The sequence below is a fragment of the [Actinomadura] parvosata subsp. kistnae genome, from assembly GCF_900323885.1.
Taxonomy (GTDB): Bacteria; Actinomycetota; Actinomycetes; order Streptosporangiales; family Streptosporangiaceae; genus Nonomuraea; species Nonomuraea composti.
Map to the genome: position 1 here is coordinate 72773 of NZ_OOHJ01000018.1, position 18169 is coordinate 90941.

The following is an 18169-nucleotide window of genomic DNA, read 5'->3' on the forward strand; positions in this document are numbered from 1 at the left end:
GGTTCGGGTCCTATTCCCGGCATGGCAGGATACGGACAACCCCGACGAAGTGGTGAAAAGGAGCGCAACTTGGCAGGCAACCTGACCCGGGACGAGGCTCGTGAACGCGCCCGGCTGTTGAAGGTCGAGTCGTACGAGGTCGCACTCGACCTGACGGAGGGAGAGGAGCGCTTCGAGAGCGTCACCACGGTCCGCTTCACCAGCACCACGCCCGGGGCGTCCACCTTCATCGACCTGCACGGAGCCAACGTCCGCAAGGTCACGCTCAACGGCGCCGACCTCGACGTCTCCGCCTACGACGCCGACAAGGGACGCTTCCCGCTCCCCTCGCTCGCCGCGTCCAACGAGCTCGTCGTCGACGCCGACTGCACCTACATGCGCACCGGCGAGGGCCTGCACCGCTTCGTCGACCCCGTGGACCAGAAGGTCTACCTGCACAGCCAGTTCGAGACCGCCGACGCGCACCGCATGTACGCGTGCTTCGACCAGCCCGACCTCAAGGCCACCTTCCAGCTCACCGTGCTGGCCCCGGCCGACTGGGAGGTCGTCTCCAACTCCGCCCCCACCGGCGTGGAGGACCTGCCCGAGCAGGCCGGCAAGCACGGCACCGTGCAGGCGGCCAAGCGGTGGCAGTTCGCACCCACCCCGGTCATCTCCACTTACATCACCGCGCTGGTAGCAGGTCATTACCACAAGGTGACATCCGAGCACGACGGCATCCCGCTCGGCATCTACTGCCGCTCCTCGCTGGCCGAGCACCTCGACGCCGACAACATCCTCGAGGTCACCCGGCAGGGCTTCGACTTCTTCCACCGCGTGTTCGGCGTGCGCTACCCGTTCGGCAAGTACGACCAGCTCTTCGTGCCCGAGTTCAACGCCGGCGCGATGGAGAACGCGGGCTGCGTGACGTTCCTGGAGGACTACGTCTTCCGCTCCCGCGTCACCGACGCCGTCGTCGAGCGGCGCGCCGAGACGATCCTGCACGAGATGGCGCACATGTGGTTCGGCGACCTCGTCACCATGCGCTGGTGGGACGACCTGTGGCTGAACGAGTCGTTCGCCACCTACATGTCCGTCCTCGCCCAGGCCGAGTCCACCCGCTGGACCAAGGCCTGGACCACGTTCGCGAACGTCGAGAAGTCCTGGGCCTACCGCCAGGACCAGCTCCCCTCCACCCACCCCATCGCCGCCGACATCCCCGACATGCAGGCGGTCGAGGTCAACTTCGACGGCATCACGTACGCCAAGGGCGCCGCGGTGCTCAAGCAGCTCGTGGCCTACGTCGGCCTCGACAACTTCCTGGCCGGCGTGCGCGACTACTTCGCCGAGCACGCCTGGGGCAACACCGAGCTCGAAGACCTGCTGGGCGCGCTGGAGCGGACCTCGGGCCGCGACCTGTCCTCCTGGTCGAAGGAGTGGCTGGAGACCTCCTGGGTCAACACGCTGCGCCCCGAGTTCGAGGTGTCGGGGGGCCGGTTCACCAGCTTCGACGTCGTCCAGGAAGCGCCGGTCGAGCATCCCACGCTGCGCTCCCACCGGATCGCGATCGGCCTCTACTCGCTGGCCGGCGGCGAGCTCACCCGTACCAAGCGGGTCGAGCTGGACGTCGTCGGCGCGCGCACGAGCGTCACCCAGCTCATCGGCGAGGAGCAGCCCGACCTGGTGCTGCTCAACGACGACGACCTGACGTACGCCAAGATCCGCCTCGACGCCCGCTCGCTGCGGACGCTGGTCGACGGCGGCATCACCGCGTTCACCGAGTCCCTGCCGCGCGCCCTGTGCTGGGCCGCGGCCTGGGACATGACCCGCGACGGCGAGATGTCCACCCGCGACTACGTCAAGCTCGTCGTCTCCGGCGCCGCCACCATCACCGACATCACGGTCCTCCAGGCCGTGCTGCGGCAGGCGCGCCTGGCCGTCCAGCAGTACGCCGACCCCGCCTGGCGGGCCGAGGGCCTGTCCCTGCTGGCCACGGAGCTGCGCGCGCTGCTCGGCGCCGCCGCGCCCGGCTCCGACCAGCAGCTGTCCTTCCTCCAGGCGTACGCGGCCGCGGCCACCTCGGAGGAGGAGCTGGCGCTGCTGGAGGGCATCCTCGACGGCACGTCCGTGCCCGACGGCGTGACCGTCGACGCCGACCTGCGCTGGACGCTCGTCCGCGCGCTCGTCTCCGGCGGCCGGCTCGGCGAGGCCGACATCCAGGCCGAGCTGGAGCGGGACCCTACGGCGAAGGGTGAGCGCTCGGCCGCCGAGTGCCGGGCCTCGATCCCGACGGCCGAGGCCAAGGAGACCGCCTGGGCCCAGATCGTCGGCGGCGAGCTGGCCAACCACATCGCCCGCGCCACGATCGGCGGCTTCCAGGACCCGCACCACTCCGAGCTGCTCGCCCCGTACCGGGACAAGTACTTCGCCGAGGTCGGGCGCATCTACCAGGAGTGGACGTTCGACCAGGCGTCCACGTTCGCCGTCGGATGCTTCCCGTCGCTGCTCATCGAGCCCGCCACCGTGCAGGCGGCGCACGACTTCCTGTCGACCGCGCAGCCGCCCCAGGCGCTGCGCCGGCTCATCCTCGAAGGCGCCGACGGCGTCCGCCGCGCCCTGCGCAACAGGGAGAAGGACGCCGCCTCCGCGTGACCCGTCCGGCCGGCCCCCGCCTCTTCGGCGGGGGCCGACCGCACCGACTTGACGTGGGCATCCAGGACGCGGTGTTAGCCTCGAAACGTGCTAGGCCCGGGGTCCGCCCTCAACGACCGCTACGTGCTCGGCGCCCGCATCGGTGGCGGGGGCATGGGCGAGGTGTGGCGTGCCGACGACACCGTCCTCGGGCGTACGGTGGCGGTCAAGGTGCTCATGCCCGCGCTCAGCGAAGACCCCACCTTCACCCAGCGCTTCCAGAACGAAGCCAGGGCCATGGCCACCCTCACCCACCCCGGCGTGGTCGACGTCTACGACTACGGCGTCAGCGACGTCGGCGGGCGCCGCGTCAGCTTCCTCGTCATGGAGCACATCCAGGGCGAATCCCTCGACCGCGTGCTGCGGCGCGGCCCGCTCGGCGTCACCGCCACCCTGCGGCTGGTCGCCGAGGTCGCCGACGCGCTGGCCGCCGCGCACGCCCAGGGCATCGTGCACCGCGACGTCAAACCCGCCAACCTCATGGTCAGGCCCGGCGGCGGCGTGGTGCTCACCGACTTCGGCATCGCCCACTCCGCCTCCGCCGGCCAGCTCACCGCCACCGGCACGATGCTCTGCTCGGCCGGCTACTGCGCGCCCGAGATGGCCACCTCCAACGCCGTCACGCCCGCCGTCGACGTGTACGCGCTCGGCGTCGTCGCCTACGAATGCCTCGCCGGGCACCTGCCGTTCCAGGGCGACACCCCCATCCAGATCATCTTCAAGCACCTCAACGCGCCCGTCCCGCCGCTGCCCGACGACGTGCCCCTCGGGGTGCGGCAGGTGGTGGAGCGGGCGCTGGAGAAGGCGCCCGAGGGCCGGTGGCTGACGGCGCCGCAAATGGCGGAGGCCGCCCGCGCGGCACTCGCCGCCCCCGACGCGCCCGTCTCCCTCGGCGAGGCCGGCGCGCCCACCGCTCTGGGCGACCTGGCCGGGCGATCCGGCTCTCCCGGCGGCTTCGGTACGCCCGGCCCGCCTTCAGCGAGCGGCCCGCACGAGATCGCCGGCGCCTCCACTGCCGCAACGCCCGGCTCCCATGGGGCCTCGTCCGGCGCGGCAGCCAGCACGAACGGCACCACGAGCGGCACCACGAGCGGCACCACGCTGCCCGGCACCACGCCCGGCAGCACGCTCGGTCCCGCTCCGTCCGGGCGGCGGCGGCGCACGGTGCGCGCGGCGGTCACCATCTCGGCCGCGGTGCTCGTGTCGGCGGCCGTGGCCGGGTTCGTCTGGCTGCAGCCGGTCCAGCCCGCGGCGCGCGAGGAGACGCCCGCTCCCCCGATCAGCGTGAACGTCCCGGCGGACGTCGTACCGACCACACCGTCCGCCACCGGCGGCAGGAGGCACCCGACGCAGCCGCCGAAGCGCGAGCCTACCTCGCGGCCGACGCAGGCGACGCAGCCGCCCGCCTCCCCCAGCCCGACGGCGCCCACCTCCAGCCCGTCTCCCACCGAGAGCCCGTCCGCGACGCCCACCACGTCCGAGCCCGAGCCGCCCACCGAAGAGCCGACGTCACCGGGGCCGGGCCCCGAGGAGCCGACGTCCGAGCCCACGATCAGCAGCGAGCCCGGCGACATCCAGTGCATCCGCGCCCCCTGCCCATGACGATGCCCGCCCTCGCCCGCGACAGGTCCCGCCCTTGTGCGGTCCGTCCGGAGGCGACACCCATGGGTGCCATGTCCGTAATCGCTCGCTGATCGTGAGAAAGTCATCGCGTGGACTCGACTCGTGACCTGCTCGTCGCCCTCGCCCGCCGGCACGCCTTCGCCGACCTCGGAGCGCTCGCGCCCGACCCGGAGATCGCGGAGGTGTGCGAGTTCGGCCACCGGCTGCTCTCGCTCGACGCCGAGGACTTCGCCGCAGAGGCCCGGGTGGTGCCCGCCGACCTGCGGCGGCGCGCCAGGGCCTGCCACATGCCGCAGACCCCGCGCGAGCAGCCACGGGGAGCGCTGGAGTCGCTGCGTCCCGCGTACGGGCTGCTGCTGGAGGTCATCGCCGTACGGTGGCACCGGCGCGAGCTGAGCCCCATGATCGCCGCCGTGCACATCGCCAGCGAATACCTGCCGCTGCTGGCCTTCGAGCCACAGCTCGGCCACGCCGGCGACCCCGCGCGGTGGCCGGCGGGGCTGAGCGCGGCCGGCAGCAGGTTCGGCGTGATCGGCGACCGCGAGTGCGACCACACCAAGTCCGAGCAGTCCGCCACCAACCGGACCCTCCGCGTCTCCGCCGAGCCCGCCGAGGGCTGGCGCGCCTACTTCGACCGCCAGCACAGCCAGGTGGCCGGCGCCCTGGGCGTCTGCGTCGCCACCTGCCGCAACCCCTGCACCGCCATGGACTGGATCGCGCCCGAGCCGCGCGCCGACCTCCAGTCACGGGCCCGCACGGCGCTGGCCTTCGCCGAAACCCCCCTCGTACGGCTGCGCCACGCGGCGCCGGTGGGGCACGGGTTCGGGGTGCCGTCGCCCGAGGAGGTGCTCGACGCCTGGGAACGCAGCCGCGCCGTCCTCGACAAGAACCCGATCGGCACATCGGCACTGAAGAACGACGGCTTCCCGCTGCCCGGCCTGCCCTCCCTCTTCTCAGCCATCGCCGACACGCCCATCGAGCCCTCGACCCTCCTGACCGGGGTCAGCGAGCACATCGTCACCTTGCTCGAACGCCAGCCCTGAGCCCGAGCCTCCGGGAGAAGCGCGCCCCGCGTCACACGAGGGCTGCGGGCAGGCGCATCGCGGCGCACCTAGGCACCGCGCCCGCGAGCCTGGTCGGGCACGTCGCGGCCCGCAGGGGCTGCGGGGAGGCATTGGGGTGCGCTGGGCACAGCGGCGTGCGAGGCCGGTCAGGTCGCGTCACAACGCGCCAGGGGCACCGCACGATCACGCCTGGGCGGGTGCGAGCGGGCGCATCACGGCCGAACCACCTGCGGGCAGGCAGCGTCCCGTCACACGGGTGCGGCCGGGCGCACTGCGGCGCGCAGGGGCGGGAGCAGGTGCATTGCGGCACGCCGGAACACGGGAGGTGCCTGGCCGGGTGCGTCCCGTCACACGGGGGCTGCGGGCGGGCGCATGGCGGCGGGAGTGGGCCCCGGCAGGCGCATCACGGCGCGTAGAGGCACGAGCAGGCCCGGCCGGGCACGTCACGGTGCGACCGGCCCGAGCCGACGCGCCCCCTCGCACGCGGGCCAGGGCAGTCGCGTCACAACACGCCAGGCGCACGGCACGAGCGCGCCTGGGCGGGCGCGGCGCGCAGGGGGCGAGCGGGCGCAGCTCGGCGCGAGCGGGCGCGTTGCGGCGCGCGGGGGCCGGTGGCGGGCGTCGTGGGTGGGGTCAGCGGCGGGCGGTGGCTTGTTCGGCGAGGGCGCCGATGCCGTACAGGAGGCCGCCGATGAGGTCGCCCACGCTGAAGGCGGTGGCCATCGACATGGCCGTCAGCCGGCACGCGCTGTCGCTCAGCCGTCTGCGCGCGTTCTCGCCCGTGACGATCTCCAGCGCCCGCCCGCGCGGGTCCACGAACACCACGACGGCGTCGTCGGCCTCCTCGCCGAGGGCGGCGTGCAGGCGTTCGGCGAAGTGCCGGCGCCCGCCCACGGGGTCGCCGAGGAAGACGCCGAACCGCAGGCCGGTGCGCCGCTCGGCGGTGTGCAGGGCCTTGCGGACGTCGTCTCCCTGGGCGGTGGTCAGCCCTTTCATGGCCACCTCACCATCCGCCGGCTCATGGCCACCTCACCATCCCGCCGAGTCATGGCCACCTCACCATCCCGCCGAGGCGCCGCCGACGTGCCGGCCCGGCTCGGCCGTCTCGGCCGCGGCGACCCAGTCGTGCTCGGGCACCTCGGCCCAGTGCGCCACTCTGTCGGCCAGTACGAGGCCGGACGTGCTCACCCCGCGCTCGCTCCTGGAGGGCCCGCCCAGCCACACGGGGCCCGCGTCGATGCGCCGTTGCGCCCCGCGCCCCGGCATCATGACGAGCAGGGTGATCAGCACGAACAGGCCCATGGACACACCGATGAGAAAGAGCAGAATCTCCGCCGCGCTTTTCACAACAAGACCGTAAACCTCGTCAGCGGCCTCGGCCAGACCCGTCGTGGGTGTCGTGCCGTGACCGGGTTAAGATCTTTTACGAGCGGGCATCTCTAGAGAAGAACATTAGACATACCCCGAAAACAGGCGTGGAACACGATGAGCTGGGCCATAAAACTATGGACGCGGCAACACTAGGAATCGATCGAATCCCCGGGCTACGGTGAGTTACGTGGACTCCGACAACCAGCGAGAAGACGGTCACAACGCGTCACCGATCTGGGTGAGCGACCGACCAGAAAGTGAGCAGACCGCCGCCGCGAAGCCTTCGGCGCCCACCTCCACGTACGCGCCGATCGAGCGCGCGTCCGTGCGTAGCCTGCTGCAAGAGCCCCGTTTCCGCCGGTTGCGCAATCGTGCGATCGTGGCGGTGGTCGCCGGGCTGGCGGTGGGCTTCCTCGTACAGGACTGGCGGGTGGGCGTGACCGCGGGTGTGATCGCGGCCGTGCTCGAGGCGGTCTATCGCGCGCGCTCCAACTCGTCCGTGCCCGCGTGGCGCCGGACGTCGGTGGCGGAGCGGCGCACCGAGGCGCAGCTGCGCAGGCTTGAGCGCAGCGGCTACCGCACGCTGCACGCCAGGGCGATCCCGGGCAGCGAGGCCCAGATCGACCACCTCGTGGTGGGCCCGACGGGCGTGTACGCGGTCGACTCCGAGAAGTGGGACCGCCGGTTGCCTGTCCGGGTGCAGATGGGCAAGAAGCTGTTCCACGGCCCGTTCGACATGAAGCCCCGCCTCACCGAGGCGAAGTGGGAGGCGTCGCAGGCGAGCGAGCTGATCAGCAAGTCGTTCGGCCGCGAGATCGCGGTGGTGCCGTCGCTGGCGATCTACGGCCCGCCGGTGCCGTGGAAGGTGATGAACATCCGCGGCGTGGACGTCTACCAGGGCGATCGGGCCCGCAAGTGGATCACCAAGCGGGAGCGGGCGCTGACGACGGCCGAGATCGACCGCATCTACGACATCGCGGCGCAGGTGCTGCCCGCGCGTTACGGCGAAGACTGACCCTCCGACCCTCCTGATTCACTGACGGGGTCCCCGTCCCTGACCTCGGTGGCCGCTCCTTCCCTTCCCCTGCCATCGTCGTCCGCTGCGGTGGGCCCGCGGGCCGCCGGCCTCGTACCGAAGGCGTCGAGGCGGGCGGCCGGCTCATTTCCCAGGGGGCTAGCGGTAGGGCTCCGGGATGGAGTCGCACCAGGGGAAGAGCTCCTCGTCGGTGGCGCCGGTGATGTTGCCGCAGGCCCCGACGTGGGTGGGGCGTTCGGCGCCCTTGGCGCGCAGGATCAGCACGGCCTTGTCCACGGGGTACTGCCGAGGTGAGCCGGTGCCGAAGTCGAGCGCGCCGGTGGCGCCCTCGATGGCGTGGCCGCTGGTGTCGGGCGTGTAGAGGGTGCCGAGCTGGCGCCAGACGGTGTAGGAGTTCACCGGCACGCGGTGCCGCAGGCCGCCGAGCCGGCGAATCGCCGTGATCATGGTCTCGGTGGCGTCGTACGACAGCGCGGCGTGCCCGTCGAGGGTGCGGCCGGGGCCGGGCTCCTGGCACTCGAAGGGGAACGTGGCGAACAACTCGGCGTAGAAGTCGTGCCGCTGCGGCTGGCCGCACTTGCTGGGCGCCGCGGCGAACGACTCGTAGTAGTACCCGATGCCGCCGACGGCCGACCGGACGCGGACGTCCGCGACGTACCGGGTGACGTCGTCGCCGCCGAGGATGACGGGCGGTGCGGACGCGCACTTGTCGGCCACCCCCTTCACGAACTCGGCGAAGTCGGGGATGCCGCGGCCGGCGAAGTACACGAGCCCGCCGAAGCCGCAGGCCGAGACGCCGGCGTCGCGCGGGTCGCCCGCGTACGGGTCCTCGCTGCGGTCGGCGGCGCCCGGCTTGGCGGCGCCGATGGGCGTGAAGCGGTGCGCCTCGACGGCGAAGCGGCGCTCCTTGAGGCGGGCGACGACGCGGGACTTGAGGTTGGAGGCGTAGTAGTCGGTCTCGTCGTGGGAGTAGTAGACGCGGGCCCGGCGGGTCACCTGGCCCTTGCCGGCCAGCGAGTCGGCGAAGGCGGCGGCCATCCACGCCTGCCGGGAGTTCTGCGGCGCCACCTGGAAGTAGAACGGCGACTCGCCGACGAGCCGGTCGGCCGACAGCGTGGAGGCCACCATGGGCAGCCCGGCCTTGCCCAGCTCCTGGATGGCGGCGACGGTCTCCTGGCGGCTCTGGTCGAGGCCGACGACGCCGACGATGGGCGCCTCGCCGTCCTGGTAGCGCCGCAGCAGCCGGGCGATGCCGGCGCCGTGCTGCATGCGCCCGCCGGCGTTGGCGAGCAGGATGCGGACCAGCGGCTCGCTGGGGCCGGCGGAGCGGTTCTGCCGCTTCTGGGCGATGGCCACGCCGGCGAGGCCCTCGCGGGCGGCGGCGAGCGTGTCGTTGTCGGAGGAGGTCAGCGCGGCGAGGTAGACGATCGTCACGTACGGCCGGTCGCTGCCCTCGTGCAGGCGCGCGGCCCGCTCGTTCTCCTGCTGGAGCACCGTCTGGACCTGCCGCATCTCGGCGTTGCCCGGGGCGAACAGGTAGTCGGGCTCGGCCACGCCCACGCACTCGGTGCCGGCGAGCTGCCTGCCGCTCTCCGTCCATGGCGTCCACAGGCCGGTGGCGCAGGCGCTGCGGTGCCAGGCGGCGGTCTGGCCCGCGTACGCGCCGGCGGCGCCCGCCAGGGCCATCCAGAACAGCGTGATGGCGATCCAGGACGACCACCACGGCGCCACGCGGGCGGGCGGCACCCAGGTGCGGTCGGCGACGTCGTAGCGGGACAGGTCGGGCGGGAGCGGCGGCGCGCTGATGGCCAGCGGGGTGCGCAGCACCTGGTGCCAGGCGGCGGCGTCGTCGGCGGTGACGAGCTCCCTGCGCCAGCGGATGAGCGTCCACAGGGGCTCCTCGTCGTCGGCGACCTCGACGGCGTCCGGCGTGTAGGAGACCACGACGACGGGGTCGAACCGGTCGAGGTCCGCCCGCCGTTCGGTCATCAGCTCGACCAGCTCGCCGCCGTGCTCGTTGAGCAGCAGGAGCGGGTAGAAGACGTGGGCGGCGCCGCGGACGTGGGCGGGCGAGCGCCGGTACTGCCGGGTGAGGTCGTCCATGAACGCGCGCAGCAGCAGCCGCGCGGCCCGCTTCTCGTCGGCCGGGTCGAGGCCGGCCAGCAGGGCGGGCACGCCGGGCGCGCGGCGGTCGTCCTGCGACAGGGCCCGCCGCAGCCAGCGGAACCGGCCGCCGAGGCCCGGCACGCGCCCGCTCAGCCGCAGGTCGTGCAGGAAGCCGGGCACCAGCCGCAGCAGCAGGTTGAGCGGGAACGGCACGTGCTCGGCGCCGGTGCCGGCCGTGTCCACGCCCCAGCCCCAGTTGCGGTCGGCCTCGCGCAGGACGCGGCGGGCGTGCTCCTCCCTGCCGTGGGTCTCGGCGAGCTGCTCGATCAGCAGCGCGGCCAGCCGGTAGCGGGGGAAGCGGAGCCGGTTGCTGCGCAGCTCGGCTACGATGCGGGCGAGGATCTTCGGCACCGGCTCGCCGGGCTGGATGTCGGGGTGGGCGCGCGGGATGTCGGGCGAGATGACATGCGCGACGGCCCCACCTCGGGCGGCCCCACCCCGGGCGGCCCCACTCCGCGCGGCCCCGCCCCTGGTGGGCGCGCCCCCGGCGGCCCCACCCGTAGCGGCACCGCCGCCGGGGGCCAGCACCCGCGGCCAGTCGCCGGCCGAGCTGAGCCGGACCAGCGGGATCCCCCTGCGATCCGTGTGCTGCCTGGCCTCGGCCCCCTCCCGCCACCCGGTCAGCAGCGGCCGCCTGGCGACGTGCGGCGAGTCCTGTACGCCCTCACCCTTGGCAGGTCTACGGCATAAGCGGTCTATCGTATGAATGAAGTTGCCGACCCTTGCGGGGTCGTCCAGCATGGCTGCCCCGTGACTCATCTGATCTCTGTAACACGAGTCCGGGCGTCATCGGCCGCGATTCCGCCACGATCCGGTAACCAACCGTCCGATGCGTGGACAGGCGTCTCATTTACCGGGCGGTGGCCGTAACATGTGAAGACTCGCCAACGATGGGAGATGCCCAATGCCCGCCCTCAGGTCACGTACAGTCACCCACGGCAGGAACATGGCCGGTGCCCGGGCCCTGCTCCGGGCGACCGGCGTAGCCGGGAGCGACTTCGGCAAGCCCATCATCGCGGTGGCCAACAGCTTCACCCAGTTCGTCCCCGGGCACGTGCATCTGCGCGAGGTCGGCGACGTGGTCTCGGCGGCGATCAGGGAGGCGGGGGCCATCCCCCGCGAGTTCAACACGATCGCGGTCGACGACGGCATCGCGATGGGCCACGGCGGCATGCTCTACTCGCTGCCGTCGCGCGAGCTGATCGCCGACGCCGTCGAGTACATGGTCAACGCCCACTGCGCCGACGCGCTGATCTGCGTGTCCAACTGCGACAAGATCACGCCGGGCATGCTGCTGGCCGCGTTCCGGCTGAACATCCCGACGATCTTCGTCTCGGGCGGCCCCATGGAGGCCGGCAAGACGCCGGGCAAGAAGCTCGACCTGATCGACCCGATGATCGCCTCCGCCGACGACTCCGTCTCCGACGCCGAGCTGCTGGAGATGGAGGAGAACGCCTGCCCCACCTGCGGCTCCTGCTCGGGCATGTTCACCGCCAACTCGATGAACTGCCTGGCCGAGGCCATCGGCCTGGCGCTGCCCGGCAACGGCACGATCCTGGCCACGCACAAGGCCCGCAAGCAGCTGTTCGAGGACGCCGGCCGCCAGCTCGTCGAGATCACCCGCCGCTACTACGAGGACGGCGACGAGTCGGTGCTGCCGCGCTCGATCGCCACCCGCGAGGCGTTCGAGAACGCGATGACGCTCGACGTCGCGATGGGCGGCTCCACCAATACGATCCTGCACATCCTGGCCGCCGCCCGCGAGGCGCAGGTCGACTTCGGGCTCAAGGAGATCAACGAGATCTCGCTGCGGGTGCCGTGCCTGTGCAAGGTGGCCCCCGCCACCGCCAAGTACCACATCGAGGACGTCCACCGCGCCGGCGGCATCCCCGCCATCCTGGGCGAGCTCGACCGCGCCGGGCTGCTGCACCGCGACGTCAGCACGGTCAACGGCGGCACGCTGGGCGACCTGCTGGCCCAGTGGGACGCCATGTCGCCGACGGTCCGGCCGGAGGCCGTGGAGCTGTGGCACGCCGCGCCCGGCAACGTGCGCACGGTCAAGGCGTACTCGCAGGACAACCGCTGGGACGACCTCGACCTCGACCGCGCGAACGGCTGCATCCGCGACCGCGAGCACGCCTACACCGCCGACGGCGGCCTGGCCGTGCTCTACGGCAACATCTCGCGTGACGGCGCGGTCGTGAAGACGGCCGGCGTGGACGAGTCGATCTGGACGTTCAGCGGCCCGGCCGTGGTGTTCGAGTCGCAGGAGCAGGCGGTCGAGGGCATCCTCGGCGGCAAGGTCAAGGCCGGCGACGTGGTCGTCATCCGCTACGAGGGCCCCAAGGGCGGCCCCGGCATGCAGGAGATGCTCTACCCGACGTCCTTCCTCAAGGGCAAGGGCCTGGGCAAGGTGTGCGCGCTGGTCACCGACGGGCGGTTCTCCGGCGGCACGTCCGGGCTGTCCATCGGCCACGCCTCCCCCGAGGCGGCCGAGGGCGGCACGATCGCGCTGGTCGAGGACGGCGACATCATCGACATCGACATCCCCAACCGGTCGATGGAGCTGCGGGTGCCCGAGGCCGAGCTGGCCGCGCGGCGCGAGCGGCTGCTGGCCGACCTGGGCGGTTACCGGCCGCGTGACCGCAACCGGCCGGTGAGCGTGGCGCTGCAGGCGTACGCGGCGATGACGACCTCCGCCTCGACGGGCGCCTCGCGCGACCTGTCGCAGCTCTCGCGGTAGTCGCTCCCTGTGCGGCGGGCGGGTGGGTTCTCGCCTGCCGCACAGGCACCTGTCTTCCCGGACAGACTTTCGAAAATTGTCGGTCGTCATCCGTATTGTTGGGGTATGACGACAGTCGTGAAGCACGATACTCGCCCGCTGACGACCGCCGAGATCGCCGCACTCGCCCTCTCCCTCGCCCACCTCGGAGCGGGGCCCCAGGCCGTCACCGCCCGGCGTGGCCTGCAGCACGCATTCGAGCACCTCGACCTCGACGACGACGTCATCGCCACCACGCTCACGACCCTCACCGAGCCGCTGCCCGTCGACGTCGCCTCCCGCGCCCGGCTCATGGCCGACGCCATCACCAGCCGCCTCATGATCCGCCTGCACTACCGAGACGCCTCGGGCCTGGTCACCTCGCGCGACGTCGAGCCGGTGACGTGCCTGGTGCACCGCGAATACTGGTACCTGGTCGGCGTGTGCAAGCTGCGCAGGGCGATCAGGGCGTTCAGGTTCGACCGAATCATCGCGGTCGAGCCCACCCTCACCCCGTCCCGGCCGCACCTGGCCGACCGGTTCCTGCCGTTCCAGCGGCGCAAGCGGCGGGCCGTTCCCGCCGCCGGGGCCGGTCAGCGCAGGCTGACCGCCTAGAGCCCAAAACTGGCCGCAGCTTGACCGCCGGGCTTCCGGGCGTTGGCGCGGCGGCTGGCAGGCTCCCGCACATGCGTGTACGGGAGTTCTCGCTCTTCGCCGTCCTGCTGCTGGTCGCGTCCGGCGGCGCGGCGCCCTCCGGCGGGGCGCCGCGCCCGGCTCCGCCCGCCATGCGGATGCCGGCCGTCGTGACCAGGAGCGCGCTGCCGACCGGCGAGCGGCGCGCCATCGACCGCGCGCTGCGGCGCTACCTGCGCGAACGTCCCGGACGGGCGGCGCTGGCCGTCCACGACCGCACCACCGGCGCCCGCTACGCCTTCCGCGAGCGGGCCCCGTTCCTGCTGGCCAGCGTGGCGAAGGTGGACATCCTGCTGGCGTTCCTGCTCGGCGCGCACGGCCGGCGGCTGAGCGGGGACGAACGCGGGCTCATCTCACGCATGATCAGGAACAGCGACAACGACTGCGCGCACGAGCTCTACCTGGCGATCGGCGGCCGGGACGGCCTGGGCCGGGCGTTGCGCCGGACCGGCGTGCGCCACACGCGGCCCGGCGCCGGGCAGTCGTGGGGCTACACCCGCAGCAGCCCTTCCGACCAGGTGAGGGTGCTGGAGCGGCTCACCGGCCCCGGCGGGCCGCTGCCCGCCCGCAGCCGCCGCTACGCGCTGCGCCTCATGTCGTCGGTACGCCCGGAGCAGGCGTGGGGCGTCAGCGCCGCCGCCCCGCGGGGTGAGGTGGCGCTGAAGAACGGATGGCTGCCCGCCGAGCCGCACGGCGGGCTGTGGACGGTCAACAGCGTGGGGCGGCTCGTGGTCCGCGGCCACGAGCTGCTGATCGCCGTGCTGTCGGAGCGCAGCCCCACCATGGCGGACGGGGTCGCGACCGTGGAGCGGATGGCCCGGCTCGCGGTCAGGGCGCTGCTCCGCAGAGGGGTCTAGGAGCAGCAGCCGCCGCCGCAGCACCCGCCGGCCGCCTTGGGCGCGGCGGCGCCGCCCGTCATGGCGACCGTGGACAGCAGCTTCACCGTGTCGTCGTGGCCTTCCGGGCAGGTGGCCGGGGCGTCGGAGGACGACATGGGGCGGGACACCTCGAAGGTGGAGCCGCAGGCGCGGCACCGGAAGTCGTAACGCGGCATGGGCCCATTTTAGCCGCGCCCCGTCGTGTGTCAGGGGGGTCAGTCGTAGGTGAGGTGGGCGTAGTCGGAGACGGGCTCGTAGCCGATCGACTGGTAGATGGCGTTGCTGGTCGGGTTGGCCAGGTCGGTGAAGAGCACGACCTGCTCGCAGCGCTCCTCCAGCGCCACCCGGCTGGCGTGCGCGGTGACGGCCGCGCCGTAGCCGCGCCGGCGGCGCGACGGCGGCGTGTAGACGGGGCCGATGCGGCAGACCCCGCCGGCCTCCGGGGAGAGCGCGGCCAGCGAGGCCGGCGCCTGCTCGGCCTCCCACAGGAACAGCTCGCGCGCCGCCAGCCGCCGCGCCACCCGGTCGACGACGTCGCCCTCGCCCATGCCCGTCTCCTCGCCGAACGCCTGGTACCAGCTCACCAGCAGCGGCAGGTCGCCCGGCGTCGCGAGCCGGCCGGAGCCGGGCACGTCGGGGACGGTGAGGGTGCCGAGCCGGTAGAGCCGCTCGGAGACGACGCGCGACGGCGGGCCGAGCAGCCGGGTGGCGGCGCCGGTGACCTCCAGCGGGCCCACGCAGGCGGGCAGCCTGCCGTCGAGCGCCTCCACCAGGGGTGCGACGGCCTCGACGGGCACGGCGAAGAGCCCGGCGGGGTGCGGCGGCGTCCAGAACATGGACCCGCGGACCTGGCCGTCCACCGTCCACCACCCGAACACGGGGTCTTTCGTGGGCATGCCGGCCCGCAGGTTGGCGAGGACGGTCAGTGCCACGGTGTTGCGCACCGGGTCGCCGAGCAGGAACGGCTCGGCGACCCGTGCGTACTCGTCGAAGGACGAGGTGAAGGTCCACATGCCTGCTCATGGTGTCAGGCAGGTGGCCGCCCGCTCAACGCCGTTTCAGGCCGCCGCCTCGAGGTAGGGCGCCCATTGCGGGTCGCCGACGAGCGAGGCGCCGATGAGCCGCCAGTGGGCGCCTCGGGGCACCGCGGGGCTGACGCGCAGTGTCCACCCCAGCTCCTCCAGGTATTTGTCGGCCTTTCTGTGGTTGCAGGTGGTGCAGGAGGCGACGCAGTTTTCCCACGTGTGGGTGCCGCCCCTGGACCGGGGGATGACGTGGTCGATGGTCTCGGCCTTCTGACCGCAGTAGGCGCAGCGGTAGTCGTCGCGCCGCATGAGAGCGGCCCTGGTCAGAGGGATGCGGGACCGGTAGGGGATGCGTACGTATCTGCGGAGCCTGATCACCGAGGGCACCTCGAGCGTGCGGCTGGCGGACCGCAGCACAGCGCCCCGGCCGTCGCGGTGGACGACGTCGGCCTTCTCCCGCAGCACGAGCACCACGGCGCGGTGCAGCGAGAGGGTGGTCAGTGGCTCGTAAGTGGCATTCAGCAGCAGGACCTGGCGCATCATCGGGCCTCTCCCCGCTGCGCGCGTATCAAAGGGGACATGCCGCGGCATGTCCCTCCTGTCGGCCCCTCCTGGGGCACTCGTGCTTCCGTCACGTGGACCTCCGCCGGACGGTCCAGCGGATGGTCACCACGGCACCGTCCTGTCACCAAGTCTGGCGTTTGCACCGTGGTCCCCGCCACCCCAAAAACCTCCTGCCGGAATGACCAGAGGGACTCACGGTACGTTTTATGCCCGCTCTACCAGCGCTTTACGCATGCCCTTTGGCAGTAGGGTTCCTGGCATGACGCGAGAGCCGTACCCGACTGCACGTCGCGAAGACACCGTCGACATCCTGCACGAAACGCCCGTCCCCGACCCCTACCGGTGGCTGGAGGACCCCGACAGCCCCGAGACCAAGGGGTGGCTGCTCGCGCAGGCCGAGCTGTTCGGCAAGGAGCGCGGGCCGCAGCGCTTCAAGGACCGCATCGCCGAGCTGCTCAGGTCCGGCTCCGTCGGCGTGCCGGCCTGGCGCGGCGAGCGTCACTTCTTCTCGCGGCGCACCCCCGACCAGGAGCACGCCGTCTACTACGTGGCCGAGCCCGACGGCACCGAGCGGGCGCTGGTCGACCCGATGGCGCTCGACCCGTCCGGGCTGACCACGCTCGACGCGGTGCAGCCCGACAAGGAGGGGCGCCTGCTGGCGTACCAGATCTCGGTGGGCGGCAACGAGGAGTCGATCCTCTACGTCATCGACGTGGCCACCGGCGACCGCGTCGAGGGGCCGATCGACCGCTGCCGCTACTCGCCGATCGCGTGGCTGCCGGGCGGCGAGGCGTTCTACTACGTGCGCCGGCTGCCGAGCACCGAGGTGCCGGAGAACGAGACGCAGTTCCACCGCCGCGTCTACCTGCACCGCGTCGGCACCTCCACCGAGGACGACGTGATGATCTTCGGCCAGGGCCTGAAGATGACCAACTACTACGGCGTCTCGGTCTCGCGCGACGGCCGCTGGCTGCAGGTGTCGGCCCACGAGGGCACCGCGCCGCGCAACGACGTCTGGGTGGCCGACCTGACCGCCTCGCCGATCGACCGGCCGGACCTGAAGGTCGTGCAGGAGGGCGTGGACGCGCAGGTCGGGCTCACGTTCGGCCGCGACGGCAGGCTCTACGTGCACACCGACCGCGACGCGCCGAGGGGCCGCGTCTGCGTCACCGACCCGGCGGAGCCGGGCTCCGACACCTGGCGCGACCTGATCCCCGAGGATCCCGAGGCGGTGCTGAGCACGTTCGCGATCCTCGACGACCTGGAGCGCCCGGTCATGCTGGTGGGCTGGACCCGCCACGCGATCAGCGAGATCACCGTGCACGACCTCGCGACCGGCGAGCGCGTCGGCGAGGTGCCGACGCCGGGGCTGGGCACGATCGGCGGCATCGCCGAGCGCCCCGAGGGCGGCTACGAGGCGTGGTTCGGCTACACCGACAACACCACGCCGCCCACCATCCAGCGCTACGACGCCCGCACGGGCGAGACGACGCTCTGGGCGGCCTCGCCGGGCGCGGTCGAGGTGCCCGAGGTGCGCACCGAGCAGGTGGTCTACCGCTCGAAGGACGGCACCCCCGTCCGCATGCTGGTCATCTCCCCCGTCGGTGAGGCGACCGGCCCGCGCCCCACCATCCTGTACGGCTACGGCGGCTTCGGCGTGTCGATGACGCCCGGCTACTCGGCCTCGATCCTGGCCTGGGTGGAGGCCGGCGGCGTCTACGCCATCGCCAACCTGCGCGGCGGCGGCGAGGAGGGCGAGGAGTGGCACCGCGCGGGCATGCTGGCCAACAAGCAGAACGTCTTCGACGACTTCCACGCCGCGGCCGAGCACCTGATCGCCACCGGCGTGACCACGCCGCAGCAGCTCGGCATCTCGGGCGGCTCCAACGGCGGCCTGCTGGTGGGCGCCGCGCTGACGCAGCGCCCCGAGCTGTACGCGGCCGTGGTCTGCTCGGCGCCGCTGCTCGACATGATCAGGTACGAGAAGTTCGGGCTCGGCGCCACCTGGAACGTCGAGTACGGCTCGGCCGACGACCCCGAGCAGTTCGGCTGGTTGTGGAGCTATTCGCCCTACCACCACGTCAAGGAGTCGGTGGCGTACCCGGCGACGCTCTTCACCGTCTTCCAGTCCGACACCCGCGTGCACCCGCTGCACGCGTGGAAGATGTGCGCGGCGTTGCAGCACGCCTCGACGGCCGACCGGCCGGTGCTGCTGCGCAACGAGACCGAGGTCGGGCACGGCGCCCGCTCGGTGAGCAGGTCGGTGGACCTGTCGGCCGACACGCTGACCTTCCTGGCGCGGCACACGGGTCTGTAGT

At 72.5% G+C, this 18169-nt stretch carries 14 protein-coding genes; 8 read left to right on the plus strand and 6 right to left on the minus strand.

Annotated elements, in window-relative coordinates; all coding sequences use genetic code 11:
* Positions 1–69 precede the first annotated feature (69 nt).
* From pepN to KIS93_RS20610, 3 genes are all read left to right on the plus strand, one after another.
* On the plus strand, positions 70–2631 hold the full coding sequence (gene pepN / locus KIS93_RS20600; RefSeq protein ID WP_080046114.1) for an aminopeptidase N: 2562 nt from the start codon (positions 70–72) through the stop codon (positions 2629–2631).
* A gap of 87 nt (positions 2632–2718) precedes the next feature.
* Positions 2719–4272 (plus strand): serine/threonine-protein kinase, encoded by a 1554-nt coding sequence (locus KIS93_RS20605; RefSeq protein WP_186404357.1) that lies wholly within the window; start codon positions 2719–2721, stop codon positions 4270–4272.
* Between the two features lie 110 nt (positions 4273–4382).
* A complete protein-coding gene (locus KIS93_RS20610) occupies positions 4383–5336 on the plus strand; it encodes a hypothetical protein (protein ID WP_080046113.1) in 954 nt (317 codons plus the stop codon).
* 654 nt (positions 5337–5990) lie between these two features.
* Here the strand turns inward: KIS93_RS20610 and KIS93_RS20615 are convergent.
* Together KIS93_RS20615 and KIS93_RS20620 are read right to left on the minus strand one after the other, a co-directional pair.
* Positions 5991–6353 carry a DUF5130 family protein gene (locus KIS93_RS20615; RefSeq protein ID WP_080046112.1) on the minus strand — a complete coding sequence of 121 codons (363 nt, stop codon included), beginning with the start codon at positions 6351–6353 and terminating at the stop codon, positions 5991–5993.
* Positions 6354–6413: 60 nt separating this feature from the next.
* Positions 6414–6704 carry a hypothetical protein gene (locus KIS93_RS20620; RefSeq protein ID WP_155129355.1) on the minus strand — a complete coding sequence of 97 codons (291 nt, stop codon included), beginning with the start codon at positions 6702–6704 and terminating at the stop codon, positions 6414–6416.
* A gap of 211 nt (positions 6705–6915) precedes the next feature.
* Here KIS93_RS20620 and KIS93_RS20625 point away from each other — a divergent pair, with 211 nt between their 5' ends.
* A complete protein-coding gene (locus KIS93_RS20625; RefSeq protein ID WP_080046110.1) occupies positions 6916–7743 on the plus strand; it encodes a nuclease-related domain-containing protein in 828 nt (275 codons plus the stop codon).
* 159 nt (positions 7744–7902) lie between these two features.
* Here KIS93_RS20625 and KIS93_RS20630 read toward each other — a convergent pair whose 3' ends face one another.
* Positions 7903–10689 carry a type 1 periplasmic-binding domain-containing protein gene (locus KIS93_RS20630; protein WP_155129352.1) on the minus strand — a complete coding sequence of 929 codons (2787 nt, stop codon included), beginning with the start codon at positions 10687–10689 and terminating at the stop codon, positions 7903–7905.
* A 145-nt stretch (positions 10690–10834) separates the two neighbouring features.
* Between KIS93_RS20630 and ilvD the strand changes: the two genes are divergently transcribed.
* The 3 genes from ilvD to KIS93_RS20645 all read left to right on the plus strand — a co-directional run bounded on the left by ilvD (position 10835) and on the right by KIS93_RS20645 (position 14241).
* Entirely contained in the window at positions 10835–12673 is a 1839-nt protein-coding gene (ilvD, locus tag KIS93_RS20635; protein WP_080046108.1) for a dihydroxy-acid dehydratase, read from the plus strand.
* 105 nt (positions 12674–12778) lie between these two features.
* The gene (locus KIS93_RS20640) at positions 12779–13306 is read left to right on the plus strand and encodes a WYL domain-containing protein (protein WP_080046107.1); all 528 of its coding nucleotides are present in this window, start codon (positions 12779–12781) and stop codon (positions 13304–13306) included.
* Positions 13307–13377: 71 nt separating this feature from the next.
* Positions 13378–14241 carry a serine hydrolase gene (locus tag KIS93_RS20645; protein WP_080046106.1) on the plus strand — a complete coding sequence of 288 codons (864 nt, stop codon included), beginning with the start codon at positions 13378–13380 and terminating at the stop codon, positions 14239–14241.
* Here the strand turns inward: KIS93_RS20645 and KIS93_RS20650 are convergent.
* Genes KIS93_RS20650 through KIS93_RS20660 form a run of 3 tightly spaced genes read right to left on the minus strand, consistent with a single transcriptional unit; the run spans position 14238 to position 15827 of the window.
* A complete protein-coding gene (locus tag KIS93_RS20650) occupies positions 14238–14438 on the minus strand; it encodes an FmdB family zinc ribbon protein (RefSeq protein ID WP_080046105.1) in 201 nt (66 codons plus the stop codon). The genes KIS93_RS20645 and KIS93_RS20650 overlap by 4 nt on opposite strands.
* Positions 14439–14477: 39 nt before the next feature.
* A complete protein-coding gene (locus KIS93_RS20655) occupies positions 14478–15275 on the minus strand; it encodes a GNAT family N-acetyltransferase (RefSeq protein WP_080046104.1) in 798 nt (265 codons plus the stop codon).
* Between the two features lie 45 nt (positions 15276–15320).
* Positions 15321–15827, minus strand: a complete 507-nt coding sequence (locus KIS93_RS20660; RefSeq protein WP_080047608.1) for an HNH endonuclease — start codon at positions 15825–15827, stop codon at positions 15321–15323.
* Positions 15828–16110: 283 nt separating this feature from the next.
* Between KIS93_RS20660 and KIS93_RS20665 the strand changes: the two genes are divergently transcribed.
* On the plus strand, positions 16111–18168 hold the full coding sequence (locus tag KIS93_RS20665; RefSeq protein WP_080046103.1) for a prolyl oligopeptidase family serine peptidase: 2058 nt from the start codon (positions 16111–16113) through the stop codon (positions 18166–18168).
* The last annotated feature ends 1 nt before the right edge of the window (position 18169 follow it).